The 16,297-nt window shown below is 69.9% G+C and carries 14 protein-coding genes; 5 read left to right on the forward strand and 9 right to left on the reverse strand.

Annotated elements, in window-relative coordinates; genetic code table 11:
- Window positions 1–7: 7 nt before the first annotated feature.
- The 4 genes from ACWDSJ_RS19290 to ACWDSJ_RS19305 all read right to left on the reverse strand — a co-directional run bounded on the left by ACWDSJ_RS19290 (window position 8) and on the right by ACWDSJ_RS19305 (window position 6,026).
- The gene (locus tag ACWDSJ_RS19290; RefSeq protein ID WP_450033411.1) at window positions 8–3,481 is read right to left on the reverse strand and encodes an indolepyruvate ferredoxin oxidoreductase family protein; all 3,474 of its coding nucleotides are present in this window, start codon (window positions 3,479–3,481) and stop codon (window positions 8–10) included.
- Window positions 3,482–3,664: 183 nt separating this feature from the next.
- On the reverse strand, window positions 3,665–4,102 hold the full coding sequence (locus ACWDSJ_RS19295; RefSeq protein WP_387356484.1) for a gamma-glutamylcyclotransferase family protein: 438 nt from the start codon (window positions 4,100–4,102) through the stop codon (window positions 3,665–3,667).
- Between the two features lie 180 nt (window positions 4,103–4,282).
- Window positions 4,283–5,077, reverse strand: a complete 795-nt coding sequence (locus ACWDSJ_RS19300) for an MBL fold metallo-hydrolase (RefSeq protein ID WP_450033412.1) — start codon at window positions 5,075–5,077, stop codon at window positions 4,283–4,285.
- A 31-nt stretch (window positions 5,078–5,108) separates the two neighbouring features.
- A complete protein-coding gene (locus ACWDSJ_RS19305; protein WP_450033413.1) occupies window positions 5,109–6,026 on the reverse strand; it encodes a hydrogen peroxide-inducible genes activator in 918 nt (305 codons plus the stop codon).
- A 106-nt stretch (window positions 6,027–6,132) separates the two neighbouring features.
- Here ACWDSJ_RS19305 and ACWDSJ_RS19310 point away from each other — a divergent pair, with 106 nt between their 5' ends.
- The 3 genes from ACWDSJ_RS19310 to ACWDSJ_RS19320 all read left to right on the forward strand — a co-directional run bounded on the left by ACWDSJ_RS19310 (window position 6,133) and on the right by ACWDSJ_RS19320 (window position 8,051).
- Entirely contained in the window at window positions 6,133–6,720 is a 588-nt protein-coding gene (locus ACWDSJ_RS19310) for a peroxiredoxin (protein ID WP_387356480.1), read from the forward strand.
- A gap of 22 nt (window positions 6,721–6,742) precedes the next feature.
- Complete coding sequence (locus ACWDSJ_RS19315) at window positions 6,743–7,282, forward strand: carboxymuconolactone decarboxylase family protein (protein ID WP_387356478.1); 540 nt, start codon at window positions 6,743–6,745, stop codon at window positions 7,280–7,282.
- 73 nt (window positions 7,283–7,355) lie between these two features.
- Window positions 7,356–8,051 carry a PhzF family phenazine biosynthesis protein gene (locus ACWDSJ_RS19320; protein WP_450033414.1) on the forward strand — a complete coding sequence of 232 codons (696 nt, stop codon included), beginning with the start codon at window positions 7,356–7,358 and terminating at the stop codon, window positions 8,049–8,051.
- A gap of 4 nt (window positions 8,052–8,055) precedes the next feature.
- On the opposite strand, the gene ACWDSJ_RS19325 is transcribed toward ACWDSJ_RS19320, so the two are convergent.
- Window positions 8,056–8,592 carry a DUF5134 domain-containing protein gene (locus ACWDSJ_RS19325; protein ID WP_450033415.1) on the reverse strand — a complete coding sequence of 179 codons (537 nt, stop codon included), beginning with the start codon at window positions 8,590–8,592 and terminating at the stop codon, window positions 8,056–8,058.
- Between the two features lie 91 nt (window positions 8,593–8,683).
- Here ACWDSJ_RS19325 and ACWDSJ_RS19330 point away from each other — a divergent pair, with 91 nt between their 5' ends.
- Entirely contained in the window at window positions 8,684–9,139 is a 456-nt protein-coding gene (locus tag ACWDSJ_RS19330) for a GNAT family N-acetyltransferase (RefSeq protein ID WP_450033416.1), read from the forward strand.
- Window positions 9,140–9,142: 3 nt separating this feature from the next.
- Here ACWDSJ_RS19330 and ACWDSJ_RS19335 read toward each other — a convergent pair whose 3' ends face one another.
- The 3 genes from ACWDSJ_RS19335 to ACWDSJ_RS19345 all read right to left on the reverse strand — a co-directional run bounded on the left by ACWDSJ_RS19335 (window position 9,143) and on the right by ACWDSJ_RS19345 (window position 11,409).
- Window positions 9,143–10,336 (reverse strand): aminotransferase family protein, encoded by a 1,194-nt coding sequence (locus tag ACWDSJ_RS19335; protein ID WP_450033502.1) that lies wholly within the window; start codon window positions 10,334–10,336, stop codon window positions 9,143–9,145.
- Between the two features lie 71 nt (window positions 10,337–10,407).
- The gene (locus tag ACWDSJ_RS19340; RefSeq protein ID WP_450033417.1) at window positions 10,408–11,052 is read right to left on the reverse strand and encodes a Pr6Pr family membrane protein; all 645 of its coding nucleotides are present in this window, start codon (window positions 11,050–11,052) and stop codon (window positions 10,408–10,410) included.
- 171 nt (window positions 11,053–11,223) lie between these two features.
- On the reverse strand, window positions 11,224–11,409 hold the full coding sequence (locus ACWDSJ_RS19345; RefSeq protein ID WP_450033418.1) for a hypothetical protein: 186 nt from the start codon (window positions 11,407–11,409) through the stop codon (window positions 11,224–11,226).
- 94 nt (window positions 11,410–11,503) lie between these two features.
- On the opposite strand from ACWDSJ_RS19345, the gene hrpA reads away from it, so the two are divergent.
- A complete protein-coding gene (gene hrpA / locus ACWDSJ_RS19350) occupies window positions 11,504–15,649 on the forward strand; it encodes an ATP-dependent RNA helicase HrpA (RefSeq protein WP_450033419.1) in 4,146 nt (1,381 codons plus the stop codon).
- A gap of 54 nt (window positions 15,650–15,703) precedes the next feature.
- Here the strand turns inward: hrpA and nrdR are convergent, their stop codons facing one another.
- A complete protein-coding gene (gene nrdR / locus ACWDSJ_RS19355) occupies window positions 15,704–16,180 on the reverse strand; it encodes a transcriptional regulator NrdR (protein WP_450033420.1) in 477 nt (158 codons plus the stop codon).
- Window positions 16,181–16,297: the final 117 nt, after the last annotated feature.

Genomic DNA, 16,297 nt, shown 5'->3' on the forward strand with positions numbered 1-16,297 from the left:
TCGCGTCTCACGGCAGCTCGGGCGGCTGGATGTCCAAGGCGCGCAAGCGGTTCCGATAGTCCTCGATCGAGGCCAGTTTGACGTCCTCGTAGCCGCGCACCACGTCGGCCAGCGCCGCCGCGCGCACCGCGCGGTCGTAGTCGGTGGCCAGGGTGGCGGTCAGGGCGGTGATCATCTCGGTGTAGTGGGCCAGCAGGGCGCGTTCGATCCGGCGCACGCGCGTCGCGCCGAACGGGTCGAACGCGGTGCCGCGCAGGCGCTTTCCCTTGGCGAGCAGTCGCAGCGCGAGATGCGAGCGGGGTCCGAAGCCCATCTTCTTCGTCCGGCCCAGTGCGCGCAGCACCGGCGGATGCAGGCGGTAGGTGAGGTTCGTGCCGCCGGGGATCCGCTCCTCGACCTCCCGCAGGAAGGCCGGATCGACGAGTCTCCTGGCGACCTCGTATTCGTCCTTGTAGGCGGTGAACTTGTACAGCCCGCGCGCCACCTGCTCGCTGAACTCGGTGCGCTCGGTGACCGCGCGCTCGGCCGACCAGACGCGCTGCACGGTGGCCACGTAGTCGCGGGCGAGGCGGGCGTTCTGGAAGCCGACGAGTTCGACGGCGCGTGATTCTACGAGGCGGCGCGTCTCCCCGGTGGCGGTCAGGCCCTCGAAAAGGTCGGCGGGAACGGCGATCTCGGGTTGTTCGGGTGCGGGGCGGGCGGTGGCCGCGGCGAATTCGGCGGGCCGGGCCACCGCGGCGCGGCCCCAGCGGAAGGCCGCGATATTGGCGGCGACGGCCACCCCGTTGATCTCGATGGCCTCCTCGATCGCCGCCGCGGGCAGGCGCAGGCCGCCGAGTTGGCAGGCCGCGCCGACCAGCAGGAAGTTCGCGGTGGTGGTGTCGCCGAACAGCGTTTCCGCGGCGGCCAGCGCGTCGAAGGCGCGTACCGTGCGCGAGACCCGTTCCAGCCGCGCGAGCAGGGCGGTCGTCTCCGGGTAGGTCACGGTCTTGTCGTAGACCATCGCGCCGGTCGGGGTGCGGCTGGTGGAGGCGACCGACAGCGTGGCCGTCTTCGATCCATACGCGAGGTTCTTGGCGTCGGTGGCGGCGAGCAGATCGAAGGCCACGATGCAGTCGGCCGCGGCGGGGGTGAGCCGGTTCGACGGTTCGAGCGCGCCGGGGGCGAAGCGCAGATGCGAGACGACGGGTCCGGCCTTCTGGCTCAGGCCGATCTGGTCGAGGCTCGCCACCTCGTATCCGGCGCGCATGGCGGCGGTGGCGAGCACCTGGTTGACGGTGACGATGCCGGTGCCGCCGATGCCCGCGAGGAAGACGTTCTGGGTGCCGGTCGGCGGCGCGGCGTCGAGTTCGGGCAGCTCGGGCGGCCGCGGCCGGGAACGCTTGCGCGCCTTGGCCTTCGCGGGGTCCGGCAGGTCGACCGTGACGAAGGACGGGCAGTCGCCGTCCAGGCAGCTGTAGTCGGTGTTGCAGGAGGTCTGGTCGATGCGGGTCTTGCGGCCGAAGTCGGTGTCGACCGGCTGCACCGACAGGCAGTTGCTCTTGACCCCGCAGTCGCCGCAGCCCTCGCACACCGCCTCGTTGATCAGCACGCGGGTGGTGCGGGCGGGCAGGGTGCCGCGCTTGCGGCGACGGCGGGCGTCGGCGGCGCAGTGCTGGTCGTAGATGAGCACGGTCACGCCGGGGATCTCGCGCAGCAGGCGTTGCGCCTCGTCGAGCCGATCCCGGTGCCACAGCAGGGTTTCCGGGGCGAGGTCGCGCTTGCGGTACTTCGTCGGGTCGTCGGCGCAGACGATGATCTTGCGGACGCCCTCCACGCGCAGTTTGTGGGTCAGCCGCGGCACCGCGAGCGCGCCCTCGGCGTCCTGCGCGCCGGTCATGGCGACCACGTCGTTGTAGAGCAGTTTGTAGGTGATGTTCACCCCGGCGGCGACGCACGCCTGGATCGCGAGTTGCCCGGAGTGGAAATAGGTTCCGTCGCCGATGTTCTGGAACAGGTGCGGCACCTCGGTGAACGGGGCGAGACCGATCCACTGGGCGCCCTCGCCGCCCATCTGGGTCAGGCCGAGCACCTTGCTGTCGGTGCGGGGCGACATCGTCACCATGGTGTGGCAGCCGATGCCGCCGCCCGCCAGCGAACCCTCCGGTACGGCCGTCGAACGGTTGTGCGGGCAGCCGCTGCAGAAGTAGGCGGCGCGCGTGGTCGGCAGCACCGACAGCGACAAGGGTTGCGGCAGTGGACGTTTCAGGTCGATGCGGCCGTCGAGGGCGCGGCGCAGCGGGGCGGCGATCCGCGCGGCGGTCAGTTCGCCGCCGTGGTCGAACAGCGGCCGCCCCTCGGCGTCGCGCTTGCCGAGGATCAGTGGGGCGTTCGCGCTGCCGTAGAGGATCTCCCGGATCCGCGTCTCGACGAAGGCGGTCTTGTCCTCCACCACGATGAGCCGATCCAGTCCGGCGGCGAACTCACGAATACGCTGCGGCGCCAACGGGAACGGCATGCCGATGCGCAGCAGCCGCACACCCGCCCGGTACAGCGCCGCGTCGTCCGCGCCGAGATCGAGCAGGGCCTGGCGCAGGGCGTCGAAGGTCGTTCCGGTCGCGGCCAGGCCGGTGCGCGCGTGCGGCGGATCGATCTCGACGACATCGAGGTGGTTGCGGGTGCTGTACTCCTCGACCAACTTCCAGCGCGGCCCGTACAGGTCCGCCTCGGCGAGCAGGCTGTCGGCGGGAGCCGCCATGGGCCGCTGCCGGTACACGAAAGGCTTACCGTCCCACTCGATTTCGGGTACTACGATCTCGAGGTCGCCCACCGAGCCGTCGACCGACCACGCCCCGTCGGCCACATCGGCGACGATCTTCAGCGCCACCAGACAGCCGGACGCGCGGGACAGCGCCACGCCGTGCAGGCCCATGGTGATGATCTCGCGGGCGTTGCGCGGGAACAGGACCGGGATGTTCATCGCCGCCAGCGAGCGTTCCGACACCGCCGGGACCGTCGAGGACTTCGAGGCCGGATCGTCGCCGACCAGCAGCAGCACGCCGCCACCGGGATTCGCGCCGTACATGTTGGCGTGGCGCAGCGCGTCGGTGGCGCGGTCCAGGCCGGGACCCTTGCCGTACCAGACGCCCACCACGCCGTCGTGGGTGAGGCGGTTGCCGTCGGGCAGCGAGCCCTGACTGCCCCACACCGCGGTCGCGGCCAGTTCCTCGTTCAGGCCCGGCACGAAGCGAATGTCGTGCTGCGCCAGCACATCCGGCATTCCGCCGAGCATCCGGTCCACGCCGCCGAGGGGTGAGCCCTGATAGCCGGAGACGAAGGTGCCCACGCGGCGGCCCGCGCGCAGATCGCGCACGTGCTGTTCCACCAGCTGGCGGGCGATGGCCTGGACACCGGTCAGGACGACGGTGCCGCCGCCGACGCGATAGCGGTCGGCGAGGTCGTACGGTGCCGGGATCAGGTCGCGATCGGCGAGCTCGGTCATCTGTTCCACCCGTCCGTTCGACGCCGCGGGGGCGTCTCCGTGGTTGTGCATTCGTTGCCGCCATACTGTCCCTGCGGGGCGGAATGAACAACAGATGGATCAGAAGTTGAGCAATGTGCTTAATTCGCCGACTGCGAACTGGGCAGCGGCTGGGCAGTGTGTGACCCTCGCCACGCGTTCGGGCTACGACTCCCGTTCGCCGAGCACCGCCTCGCGTCGCCAGCGCGCGCAGCGCTCGACGTAGCGGTCGAGGTGGTCGGCGGCGAAGACCTCGGGCAGCCAGTCGTTGCGGGTGATCTCCGCGGTCCACACGTAGGTCGGCACGGGTTCGGGGTGGCCGATCACCTCGATCGGCCGCAGGTCGTACTCGTCGTCCTCGAACGCGTCGATCTCCCGCCACTCGCGGTCGGTGAGCCCGCTCAGCACGAGGCCGCCCGCCATGCGCTCGGGCCGGGCGACCAGCCCCGGATAGAACCGGCCCGGCAGCGCGACCACCCACCAGCCGGGCGCCACCGCGATGTCGTGTTCGGGCATCCGGCCGATGAGTTCGTCCAGGACGGGGGCGAATTGGAGCGTGCCGTAGACGAACAGCCGATCGCCGACGTCCCGGAGCCTGCTCATGCGAACCATCCCGATAACCGAGGAGTTGCCGATTCGGGTGTGCGGGGTCTGGTCGGTCGCATGAGACCACTGTGCCGAATTCGTGCGGCCAGGCGGAAAACGCTGACGCGTGACCTCACTCACGGTCATAGCGAAACGCAATGACCGTTTCGAAGTCGGTGCTGATCGATTGCTGAACCGTCAGGGCGTGGGGCGCACAGCGGTCCCGGTCAGCCGCGCGAAGGCGTGCGGGTCGTGCGAGCAGAAGATGGTGATCTCGCCGCCGTGTTCGCGGTTCAACTCCACGAGCCGACGCTGGTTCTCCCGGTACGTCCCCGCCGAGATCGCGCTCAGTTCCAGCAGCCGCCACAGCCACGGGGTGCGCGGATTCACCGGATCGATCTCGCTGTCGAGGTAGAAGGCGTCCCCGGCGTGCAGCAGCCAGCCGTTGCCGTGGTCCACCGCCACCCCGACGTGGCCGCGGGTGTGGCCGGGCAGCGGGATCACGAGGATCTCCGGGGGCAGCCCGGGCAGGTCGCGCACGGCCCGGAAGCCGAACCACGGTTCGCCGCCCTCGAATTCGTTGACCATCCAGCGCGGGCCGTGCGACCACTCCGCCGCGCGGTAGCGGATGCGTTCGGACGTCGCGCGGCTCGCGGTCGCCGCGCGGAATTCGGGTCCGTGCACATGCACCACGGCCTGCGGGAAGTCCGACAGTCCCCCGGCGTGGTCGAAATCCAGGTGGGTGAGGATGATGTGCCGCACGTCGGCGGGGTCGTAGCCCAGCGCCTGGATCTGACGGATCGCGGTCTCGTGCTCGGCGGGTTTGGCGCCCACCACGAATCGGCTCGGACCCAGCAACTTCCCGGGATTGCGCACGCAATCGAGCCCGAAACCGGTGTCCACCAGCACCAGCCCGGCCCGGGTCTCGACCAGCAGGCAGTGCGCGATCGCGCCCATGGACATGCTGCCGCAATTGAGATGATGAATCCGCACGGCCCGAGCGTGTCAGACCCTCCCCGCAGGGTCAATCGCGCTGGTGCGGGCGCTGTTCGCGAATGATCTCGGCGAGCCGTTCGTAGTCCTCGACGCGGGCGGTCGAGCCGCGGAACACCAGCCCCAGGGTGCGGCCGGGCGCGGGCGCGGCGAACCGCGCGATATCCAATGTGCCCCGGGCGGTTTCGGCGGCCACGGCCATCTCCGGAATCAGCGAGACGCCCAGGCCACCCGAGACGCACTGCACCACGGTCGCCAGCGACGCGGCGCGGGTGTCCCCGACGGGACCCGGGCGCACATCCCGGGCGCGGCACAGTTCGAGGGTCTGATCGCGCAGGCAGTGGCCCTCGTCGAGCAGCAGCAGGGGCAGCAGATCCAATGCCTCGGGCGCGACGTCGGTGCGGCCCGCCAGTTCGTGCCCGCGCGGGGTGACCAGCACGAATTCCTCGGTGTAGAGCGGGATCTCGACCAGGCCGGAGACCTCGGCGGGCAGGGCCAGCAGCGCCACGTCGAGCACGCCGGTGCGCAGGCCGTCGAGCAGCCGCGCGGTCTGGTCCTCGATCACGTGCGGCACCAATGCCGGTAGCCGCGAACGCAATTCGGGCAGCAGGCCGGGGAGCACGTACGGGGCGACGGTCGGGATGATGCCCAGGCGCAGACTGCCGCCGAGGCCGTCCCCGGCCGCCGAGGCGACGAAACGGTCCGCGGCCTCGAGGGTCGCCATCGCTTGCGGCAGCAGCCTTTTGCCCGCCGCGGTCACCAGCACGCGGCGGGTGCTGCGCTCGATCAGTTGCAGTCCCAGTCCGTTTTCCAGTGATGCCAGGGCCTGCGATAGCGTTGGCTGGCTCACATTCAGCCGCGCGGCCGCGGTGCCGAAGTGGCGGTACTCCGCGATCGCCACGAACGCACGCAGCTGTGACAGGGTGGGCTGATAAGTCTGATCAGTCACGCCTATCAGTATAGTGCGACTGATCACCTTTACCTTTAACCCCAGGTTGGGGCAAGATCACCACGAACACTTCGCACGGCAATCCCGACAACGAAGAGGAGCAAGCATGGCACTGCTGACCATCGGCGACCAGTTCCCCGCCTACAACCTGACCGCGGTCATCGGCGGCGACCTGTCCAAGGTGAATGCTCAGCAGCCCGACGACTACTTCACCCGGGTCACGAGCGACGACCACGCGGGCAAGTGGCGGATCGTGTTCTTCTGGCCCAAGGACTTCACCTTCGTCTGCCCGACCGAGATCGCCGCGTTCGGCAAGCTGAACGAGGAGTTCGCCGACCGCGACGCGCAGGTGCTCGGGGTGTCGGTGGACAACGAGTTCGTGCACTTCCAGTGGCGGGCGCAGCACGAGGACCTCAAGACCCTGCCGTTCCCGATGCTGTCGGACCTCAAGCGCGAGCTGACCACCGCGACCGGCGTGCTGAACGCCGACGGTGTCGCCGACCGCGCGACCTTCATCGTGGACCCGAACAACGAGATCCAGTTCGTGTCCGTCACCGCCGGTTCGGTCGGCCGCAATGTCGACGAGGTGCTGCGCGTGCTGGACGCGTTGCAGTCCGACGAGCTGTGCGCGTGCAACTGGAAGAAGGGCGACCCGACCATCGACGCGGGTGAGCTCCTGAGCGCCAGCGTCTGATTTCCATCTCCCGGAGGATCGCTTGTCTGTAGAGAACCTGAAGAACTCGCTTCCCGAGTACGCCAAGGACCTCAAGCTGAATCTGTCGTCCATCGCGCGGTCGACCGTGTTGAACGAACAGCAGCTGTGGGGCACCCTGCTCGCCACCGCGGCGGCCACCCGCTCGGCCACCACGCTGCGCGAGATCGCCGAGGAGGCGGCCGACACGCTGTCGGCCGAGGCGTACAACGCCGCTCTCGGCGCGGCCTCGATCATGGGCATGAACAATGTGTTCTACCGGGGCCGGGCGTTCCTCGGCGGCCGCTACGACGACCTGCGGGCCGGGCTGCGCATGCAGATCATCGGCTCCCCGGGCGTGGACAAGGCCGATTTCGAGCTGTGGTCGTTCGCGGTGTCGTCGATCAACGGCTGCCAGCACTGCCTGGAGGCGCACGAGCACACCCTGCGCGAGGCGGGCGCCTCGCGTGAGGTGATCTTCGAGGCGCTGCGGGTGGCCGCCATCGTCGCCGGTGTCGGCCAGGCGGTGCAGAACACCGAGGCCCTCGCCTCGGCGAACGTCTGATTCGACCCCGTTGAGCCCTGCCCCGGAAACTTCCGGTCGGCAGGGCTCTTCGGCCTCGAGTAGGCTCGAGCACATGGGCGGAGTCGAGAGCGACAGTACGCAGATCGAGGTGGTGCGCGTCTTCACCGACGCGGCGGGCCGGTTCGGCAACGCGCTGGGCATCGCCCGCGCGGAGGATGTCGTGGGCGTGGACCATCAGGCGCTGGCGGCGCGGGCGGGGTACAGCGAGACCGTCGTGGTGGACCGGCCGAGCGGCGGGCGCGCCCGGATGCGGATCTACACCCCCGCGATCGAGCTGCCGTTCGCCGGGCATCCGTCGGTGGGCGCGGCCTGGTGGCTGGCGAGCGTCGGCGAGCCGGTGAAGGTGCTCGACGTGCCCGCCGGACCGGTCGAGACCGAGGCGCTCGACACCGGGCTGACCTGGGTGCGCGCCCGCGCGGAGTGGACCCCGACCTTCGCCTTCGACCAGTTCGAGAATCTGGACGACCTGCTCACGCTGCGCCCGGAGGATTTCACCGAGGGGCAGCACTACGTGTGGACCTGGGTGGACGAGCAGCGCGGCGCGATCCGGTCGCGAATGTTCGCCCCCGCCATGGGGATTCGCGAGGACGAGGCGACCGGCGCGGCGGCGATCGCGCTCACGGCGCTGCTGCGGCGCGGGCTGATCATCACCCAGGGCGCGGGGTCGCAGCTGTTCACCGAATGGGATTCCGACGGCTGGGTGCGGCTGGGCGGCCGGGTGGCGCCCGATCATCCGGTGACGGTCTGAATCCTCACGCCGACGCCGCGATCATCATGTAGGCGGTGCCCAGATCCATCACCAGGTGCGGAACGAGGGCGCTCGGACCCGCCGCGCCCGAGGGATGGATCAGGGTGTGCCACAGCGAGATTCGCGTGGGCAACAGCGTCAGCGCGGCGTCGGCCGCGAACAGGACCGCGAGCGCGATCAGCACCGGCCGGTGGCCGCCGGACAGGTGCGCCGACATGGCGTAGAGCATGGCGGCCGCGGCCACGAGATGATAGGCGATGGCCGGTCCGGTTCCATTGCGGCGCTGGATGATCCGGTCGCCCAGCAGCAGCGCGTACACCACGACCATGGCGGTCAGCACACCGCTGATCGCGTGATGGCTCGCCGACACCGGGAAGACCAGCATCACCCCCATCACCAGGCACATGAGCAGATGGGCGGCATCGGCCTCCCGATCCAGCGACCCCGCCGCGACCCGCCCCGCCACGATCGCCCCCGTCACCGCGAACGCGAGCAGGACCCCCCACCGCAGCGCCCCGAACTCCAGCACGAACCCGCCCACAGCCGAACACCTTTCGCCGCACTGCCCCTTCGCGCCCTGTCTCCATGCTCGCATCCCGCGCGCGTGCGGGCACGTTGTTTACGGTGTCGGTGTGCGAATAGTGGTGGAGGACGTGACCGCGGCCGACCTGATCGAGCTGCTCACACGGCATCTGGCCGAGATGCGCGCCCACTCACCGGAGGAGAGCGCGCACGCCCTGGATCCGGCCGGGCTGCGCGAACCGGGGGTGACGGTGTGGTCGCTGCGCGACGGCGACACGCTCGCCGGATGCGGCGCGCTGCGGGAGATCGATCCGGAGCACGGCGAGATCAAGGCGATGCGCACGGCCGCGACGTTCCGCGGCCGAGGGGTGGGGGCGAGAATGCTCGGTCACCTCGTCGCCACGGCGCGCGAGCGCGGATACCGGCGGCTGAGCCTGGAAACCGGTGCGGGCGAATTCTTCTCGCCCGCTCGGCGGTTGTACGAGCGGCACGGATTCCGGCCCTGCGCGCCCTTCGCCGAGTACGTGCCGGATCCGCACAGCGTGTTCCTGACGCTGGCGTTGTAGCGGTCAGCCGAGGGCGCGGGCGATTCCGGTGGCGAGATCGGCCACCTGGTGTTCGGTGATGACGAACGACGGGGAGATCTGCAATGCGCCCTGTCCGGCGGCGCGGCCCGAGATGCCTTGGGCGCGCAGGGCTTTCACCATGGCCGGACCTTCGGCGGGGTCGGCGAGCTGGACGGCGGCGACCGCGCCGAGGCCGCTGCGGATCTCGGCCACGCGCGGGTGGTCGGCGAGCGGGGCGAGGTGCTCGTGCAGCAGGGATTCGAGGTTCTTGCTGGCGTCGAGCAGGTGCTCGCGTTCGATGATGTCGAGATTGGCCATGGCCGCGGCGGCGGCGCCGGCGTGACCGCCGTAGGTGTAGCCGTGGCGGAACCAGACGCCGCCGGAGTGGAACGGTTCGGCCACGCGCGGGGCGGCGAAGACCGCGCCCATGGGCAGGTAGCCGGAGGTGAGGCCCTTGGCGGTGGTCATGAGGTCCGGTTCGAGGCCGAATCTGGTGGAGGCGAACCAGGATCCGCCGATGCGGCCGAAACCGGTGACGACCTCGTCGGCGACGAACAGGATGTCGTTGTCGCGGCACAGTCGCCGGACCTCGGCGAGGTACCCCTCGGGCGGTAGGTAGATTCCGCCCGCGCCGATGATCGGCTCGCAGAAGAAGGCGGCGATGCGGTCCGCGCCGACCTCGTCGAGGAGCGTCGCCAGGGCGGCGGCGTCGTTCCATTCGATCGTGCGGGCGTCGGGCACGAGTTCGCCGTAGCCCTCGCGATTCACGGTGATGCCCGCGAGGGCGGTTCCGGCGACGTGCATGCCGTGGTAGGCGAGGCGACGGCCGACGAGCAGCGTCTTGTCCGGCTTGCCCAGTTCGTGCCAGTAGCGGCGGGCGAGTTTGGCGGCGGTGTCGACGGAATCGGAGCCGCCCGAGGTGAACATGATCTTGCTGCCCGGGACGGGGGCCAGCTCCGAAAGCCGTTGCGCCAGTTCCTGAGTCACGGGCGCGGCGATATCACCGAAGTTGCTGTAGTGCGCCAGCGTCGACAACTGGGCGGCCACCGCGTCGGCGATCTCCCGCCGCCCGTGCCCGACATTGGTGAACCACAGCCCGGCGGTCGCGTCGAGATAGCGGTTGCCGTCCCGATCCCACACATAGGCGCCCTCACCCCGCGCCACGACGAACGCGCCGTCCCGCTCGACCGCGCCCATATCGGCGAAACCGTGCCACAACGCACCCACGTCCGCACTCCTCTCCCACGCGACCTCGATCGCGGCCCACCCTACCCGCGCCGCGCGACACCGCTCTCGGCGCGCCGAGGTTCTCGCAGGTCACCGACCCAGGCCACCGCGGCCGCCAGCAATGCGAAGACCGCGGCGAGGATCACCAGCCCGATGAGCATGGACGGATACCCCTGCGTGCGTGGGTCCAGGAACGGATAGGGATACCAGTCGACGATCGGCCCCCGAATCAAGCTGTACGCCCCGTACACCGCCGGATAGATCAACCACGCCCCCACCAATCGCGCCGACACCCCGAGCCCCGCCGGAACCACCAGCCAATCGACCACCATCACGATCGGCTGCACCCGATGCAGCGTGTGATTGATCCACTGATCCGTCAGCGACACATCCACATTCGCGAGCAATACCGCGTACACCACCCCTGTGATGAGCAGATACAACGCCGCCGCTCCCCGCACCACCTGCCACCGCCGCCCCCGCGGATCGATCACCCCACCCACGAGCAATACGACCGCCCCCAGCACATTCGACTCGATGGTGAAGTAACTGAAGTAATTCCCCACCGAAAACCCCGCATTCCCCCCATCCCGAACCGGAAGCCACAGCACCACAACAACCCCCAACACCCCGAACCCCACCCGAAGAACCCGAACCCACCACGGCGTCCCCACACCCGTCTCCATCCCCCGATCCTCCCACGCCCACCCTCCCCACCACCCCGAACACGCCCACCCTCGAGAGCACGAAACCCAGCCGCACCCTTTATTCGAATCCGCACCCGCTACATGGCCCCACAAGGGGTGCGGATTCGAATAAAGGGTGCGGCTGTGCTGCCGGGCCTGGGGAGGGTGGGGTCAGGGGTGGCCGGGGAGGGGGCCGCCGCGGGGGTGGCGGAGGCGGTGGAGGGGTCGGCGCACTGCGGTGCGGAGGGTCGCGGTGAGGGAGCGGAGCTCCTCTCGGGCCAGCGCGACTATGCCGAGCAGCAGTGAGACGACTCGCAGGGCACGGACCCACATCGGCGTTCCCGAACCAGCGGCCATGATTCGATGGTGACATATCGGGCGGCGGATGCGGAGCAAGATCAGCAAGGGCGTTGGGCCGCGTCGTCGGGGTTTCGCTAGGCTGGTCGATGCAATGACCAGGACCGCCGCCACCTCTCGCGCGCTGCGCAACCGCCTGGCCGATCTCACGATTCGCGACGAATTTCGCTTGCGCCGCCGTCTGGATCGGGCCCGCGGTGACCTCACCGACCTCGAGCACGAGATCGCGACCGCCGAGGACCGGGTCCGGGCGCGGCGCGCGGCCGTCCCGTCGATCCGGTATCCGGAGCAGCTTCCCGTCTCGGCGCGCCGCGACGATATCGCCGCCGCGATCGCCGCCCATCAGGTCGTCGTGATCGCCGGTGAGACCGGTTCGGGCAAGACCACCCAGATCCCGAAGATCTGCCTCGAACTGGGCCGCGGCATTCGCGGCACCATCGGTCACACCCAGCCGCGCCGGCTCGCCGCGCGCACGGTCGCCGAACGCATCGCCGAGGAATTGGACACCGAACTCGGCGATGTGGTCGGCTACACGGTCCGCTTCACCGATCAGGCGTCCGAACGCACGCTGATCAAGCTGATGACCGACGGCATCCTGCTGGCCGAAATCCAGCGCGACCGCCTGTTACGCCGCTACGACACGATCATCATCGACGAGGCCCACGAACGCAGCCTCAATATCGACTTCCTGCTCGGCTATCTGAAGCAGCTGCTGCCCAAGCGACCCGACCTCAAGGTGGTCATCACCTCCGCGACCATCGATCCGGAGCTGTTCGCCCGTCACTTCGCCGACGAATCCGGTACGCCCGCACCGATCGTCGAGGTGTCGGGCCGGTCGTATCCGGTGGAGATCCGCTACCGGCCCCTGTCCCTGGAGTTGCCCGCCCCGGCCGGGGAGGGCGAGGACGACGACCCGCGAGTGGTGGACCGCGACCCGGTCGACGCGATCGGCGACGCGGTCACCGAACTGCTCGCCGAGGGGGACGGCGATGTGCTGGTCTTCCTGTCCGGTGAGCGCGAGATCCGCGACGCCGCCGACGCCCTGCGCGATCTGAAACTGCCGCGCACCGAGATCCTCCCGCTGTACGCGCGGCTGTCCACGGCCGAACAGCATCGGGTCTTCCAGTCGCACACCGGCCGCCGCGTCGTGCTGGCCACCAATGTCGCCGAGACCTCGCTGACCGTGCCCGGCATCCGCTACGTGGTCGACCCGGGCACGGCTCGCATCTCCCGCTATTCGATGCGCACCAAGGTCCAGCGCCTGCCGATCGAACCGATCTCGCAGGCGTCGGCCCGCCAGCGCGCCGGGCGGTGCGGCCGCGTCGCCGATGGCATCTGCATCCGGCTCTACTCCGAGGACGACTTCGAGGCCCGGCCCGCCTTCACCGAGCCGGAGATCCTGCGCACCAACCTGGCCGCGGTCATCCTTCAGATGACGGCCCTCGGCCTCGGCGATATCGAGAACTTCCCCTTCGTCGAGCCCCCGGACCGCCGCGCCATCCGCGACGGCATCGCGCTGCTGGAGGAACTGGGCGCGCTGGCCCGCAAGACGGCGGAAACCGATGCGGCCCGGCCGGATTCGAGAGGCAGCCGCGACGGCCGAGAAGGGCCTGCGCCCGAGGACCGTGAGGAGCGCCGATCCGATCACCCCACCGCGGCAACCGATACCGACACGGAACCGTCACGGCCCCAACGCAACTCACGCCGCGGCGAGGACGCGACGGTCGGCGATCTCGTCCTGACACCCGTCGGCCGGGAGATGGCGCAGATCCCCGTCGATCCGCGCATGGCGCGAATGTTGGTGGAGGCCAATCGGAACGGGTGTCTCCCGGAGGTCCTGGTGGTCGTCGCGGCCCTCTCGATCCAGGACGTGCGCGAGCGACCGGCCGAATTCCAGCAGGCGGCGGACGCCAAGCACGCGCGTTTCACGGTCGAGGGTTCGGACTTCCTCGCCTACCTGCGGCTGTGGGACTATCTGCGCGCGCAGCGGAAGGCATTGTCGTCCAACCAGTTCCGGCGCATGTGCCGGGACGAGTTCCTGCACTATCTGCGCATCCGGGAGTGGCAGGATCTGCACGGGCAGTTGCGCACGATCACCAAGGGGCTCGGCTGGTCGGCCGACGGGCAGGTCGCGGCGATGCCCGAGGATTCCGACGCCCTGCCGTGGGACGGCACGGCCATCCACCGGTCGCTGCTGGCGGGCATGTTGTCGCATATCGGCCTGCGCGAGGCCGAGACCCGCGAATTCCTCGGCGCGCGCAACGCCAAGTTCATGATCTTCCCGGGCTCGTCGCTGGCGAAGAAGCCGCCGCGCTGGGTGATGGCCGCCGAACTGGTGGAGACCTCGCGGCTGTGGGGCCGCATGGCCGCGCGGATCGAGCCGGAGTGGGCCGAGCAGCTGGCCGGGGATCTGGTCAAACGCACGTACTCCGAACCGCACTGGTCCTCGCGACGCGGCGCGGCCATGGCCTACGAGCGCGTCACGCTGTACGGCATTCCGCTGGTCACCCAGCGGCGCGTCGACTTCGGCCGGATCGATCCGCAGCTGTCGCGGGAGCTGTTCCTCCGGCACGCGCTGGTGCAGGGCGAATGGCAGACGCGGCACGAGTTCTTCCATCGCAATCGGGAACTGATCGACGACGTCGCCGATCTGGAGAACCGGGCGCGCCGCCGCGACATCCTCGTCGACGATCAGGTGCTGTTCGAGTTCTACGACCAGCGCGTCCCCGCCGACGTGGTGTCGGTGCGGCACTTCGACAGCTGGTGGCGCAAGGCCCAACGCAAGGATCCGGGGCTGCTGGACTTCTCCACGGCCACGGTGGTGAATTCCGATGCGGCCGTGCTGGATCCGACCGCCTTCCCCGACCGCTGGCGTCAGGGCGAACTCGACTTCCCGCTCACCTACCAGTTCGAGCCGGGCCAGGCCGACGACGGCGTGACCGTGCACATTCCGATCGCCCAGCTCGCCCACGTCCGCGCCGTCGGCTTCGACTGGCTGGTCCCCGGGATGCGCGAGGAGCTCGCCGCCGCGCTGATCAAGACGCTGCCGAAACAATTGCGCCGCACCGTGGTTCCCGCGCCCGACTTCGCCCGCGCCGCGCTGGGACGACTCACGCCGCGCGCCGAACCGCTGCGGGTCGGACTCGCCCGCGAACTGTCCCGGCTGGGTTCGGTCACCATCCGCACCGAGGATCTCGACCCGGCCGCGCTACCCGACCACCTGCGCATGACGTTCGCGGCCACCGCGCCCGACGGCACGATCGTCGACCGCGACAAGAGCCTCGCCGCGCTGAAAAACCGCCTCTCCGACCAGGTTTCGAAGTCGGTGGCGCGGGCGACCCGCGCCGCCGAGCGCGCCCCGGCCACGGTGTGGACCTCCGAATCGCTGGGCACGCTCGAACCGACCGTGCGCCGCCAGGTCGGCGGGCAGACCATCACCGGCTATCCGGCGCTGGTCCCCGAGTCCGGCGGCGTCGCGGTGCGGGTGCTGTCCTCGGCCGCCGAACAGGCCGCCGCCATGCGCGCCGGGACCCGTGCCCTGGTGCTCAACGAGCTGCCCGCCTCCCCGCGCGCCGCGACGGCGGGCCTGTCCCCGGCCGACCGGCTCGCGCTCACCCAGAATCCGTACGGCTCCCTCGAGGCGCTGGTCGAGGACTGCCGGGCCTGCGCCGCGGACGAATTGATCGCGACCCAGGGCGGCCCGGTGCGCAGCCCCGAGGAGTTCCGCGCCCTCATCGACCGCATCCGCCCGCGTTTCGGCGAGACCGTCGCCCGGATCGTGCGGCTGGTGGTGCCGGTGCTGGCCGAGGCCCACCGCGTACGAACGGCGTTGTCGGACACCACCGATCGCGAGGCCGCCGAGGACGTCACCCAGCAGCTCGACGAGCTGGTGTTCCCCGGCTTCATCGCCGAATTCGGCAGCGCCCGCCTGCGCGAACTCCCCCGCTACCTGCATGCCGCGACGGTCCGCCTCCAGGCCCTCCCCTCGTCGGCGACCCGCGATCACCAGGCCATGCTCGAACTGGATCGCGTCCACGCCGCCTACCAACGCCTGCTCGACTCGCTACCGCCGTCCCGCCGCGCGGCCCGCGATGTCACCGAGATCTGGTGGATGATCGAGGAATTGCGCGTCGGCCTGTTCGCCCAGCAGCTCGGCACGCCGTATCCGGTGTCCGCCAAGCGAATCGAGAAGGCCATCGCGGCGGTACGGGCCGCGCCGGTGAAACGCGCCGCGCGCTGAGTCACCCCATCCGCCGAGAACCCTTGTGGGACAAGGCGATCCGATCGGGGGAACTCAGTCCGCGGACGCGCTGACGGTGCGGTCCGCGCGCTTGCGGCGCAGGTCGGCGATCTCGCGTTCGAAGTCCTCGGCGGAGGTGAAGGAGCGGTAGACCGAGGCGAAGCGGAGGTAGGCGACCTCGTCCAGGTCGCGCAGCGGGCCGAGGATGGCCAGGCCCACCTCGTGGCTGGGAACCTCGGGAGAACCCTTGGCGCGGACCGCGTCCTCGACCTGCTGGGCCAGCAGGTTCAGGGCGTCGTCGTCGACCTCGCGGCCCTGGCAGGCGCGACGGACGCCGCGAATGACCTTCTCGCGACTGAACGGTTCGGTGACACCGCTGCGTTTGACCACCGACAGAATGGCGGTCTCCACGGTCGTGAACCGACGTCCGCACTGCGGGCAGGCGCGGCGGCGCCTGATGGCAGTACCTTCCTCGGCCTCACGTGAGTCGACCACCCGCGAATCCGGGTGACGACAGTACGGGCAATGCATCCGAAACCCTTCGGCGAGCGGGTGTACAGGGCTTATACGGCCTTAACACTGTCGAGGATACTCGGCGGCGACGAATTATCGCGGGCAGCCCGCCGACACGCACTGAAACGTGTTCTA

Source organism: Nocardia sp. NPDC003482 (assembly GCF_053588115.1).

Excerpts from the sequence above, each read along its gene's own strand:
- ACWDSJ_RS19290 (WP_450033411.1), bottom strand. The coding sequence starts at position 3,481 with ATGACCGAGCTCGCCGATCGCGACCTGATCCCGGCACCGTACGACCTC.
- ACWDSJ_RS19295 (WP_387356484.1), bottom strand. The coding sequence starts at position 4,102 with ATGAGCAGGCTCCGGGACGTCGGCGATCGGCTGTTCGTCTACGGCACG.
- ACWDSJ_RS19310 (WP_387356480.1), top strand. The coding sequence starts at position 6,133 with ATGGCACTGCTGACCATCGGCGACCAGTTCCCCGCCTACAACCTGACC.
- ACWDSJ_RS19320 (WP_450033414.1), top strand. The coding sequence starts at position 7,356 with ATGGGCGGAGTCGAGAGCGACAGTACGCAGATCGAGGTGGTGCGCGTC.
- ACWDSJ_RS19335 (WP_450033502.1), bottom strand. The coding sequence starts at position 10,336 with ATGGGCGCGGTCGAGCGGGACGGCGCGTTCGTCGTGGCGCGGGGTGAG.
- ACWDSJ_RS19340 (WP_450033417.1), bottom strand. The coding sequence starts at position 11,052 with ATGGAGACGGGTGTGGGGACGCCGTGGTGGGTTCGGGTTCTTCGGGTG.
- ACWDSJ_RS19345 (WP_450033418.1), bottom strand. The coding sequence starts at position 11,409 with ATGGCCGCTGGTTCGGGAACGCCGATGTGGGTCCGTGCCCTGCGAGTC.
- hrpA (WP_450033419.1), top strand. The coding sequence starts at position 11,504 with ATGACCAGGACCGCCGCCACCTCTCGCGCGCTGCGCAACCGCCTGGCC.
- nrdR (WP_450033420.1), bottom strand. The coding sequence starts at position 16,180 with ATGCATTGCCCGTACTGTCGTCACCCGGATTCGCGGGTGGTCGACTCA.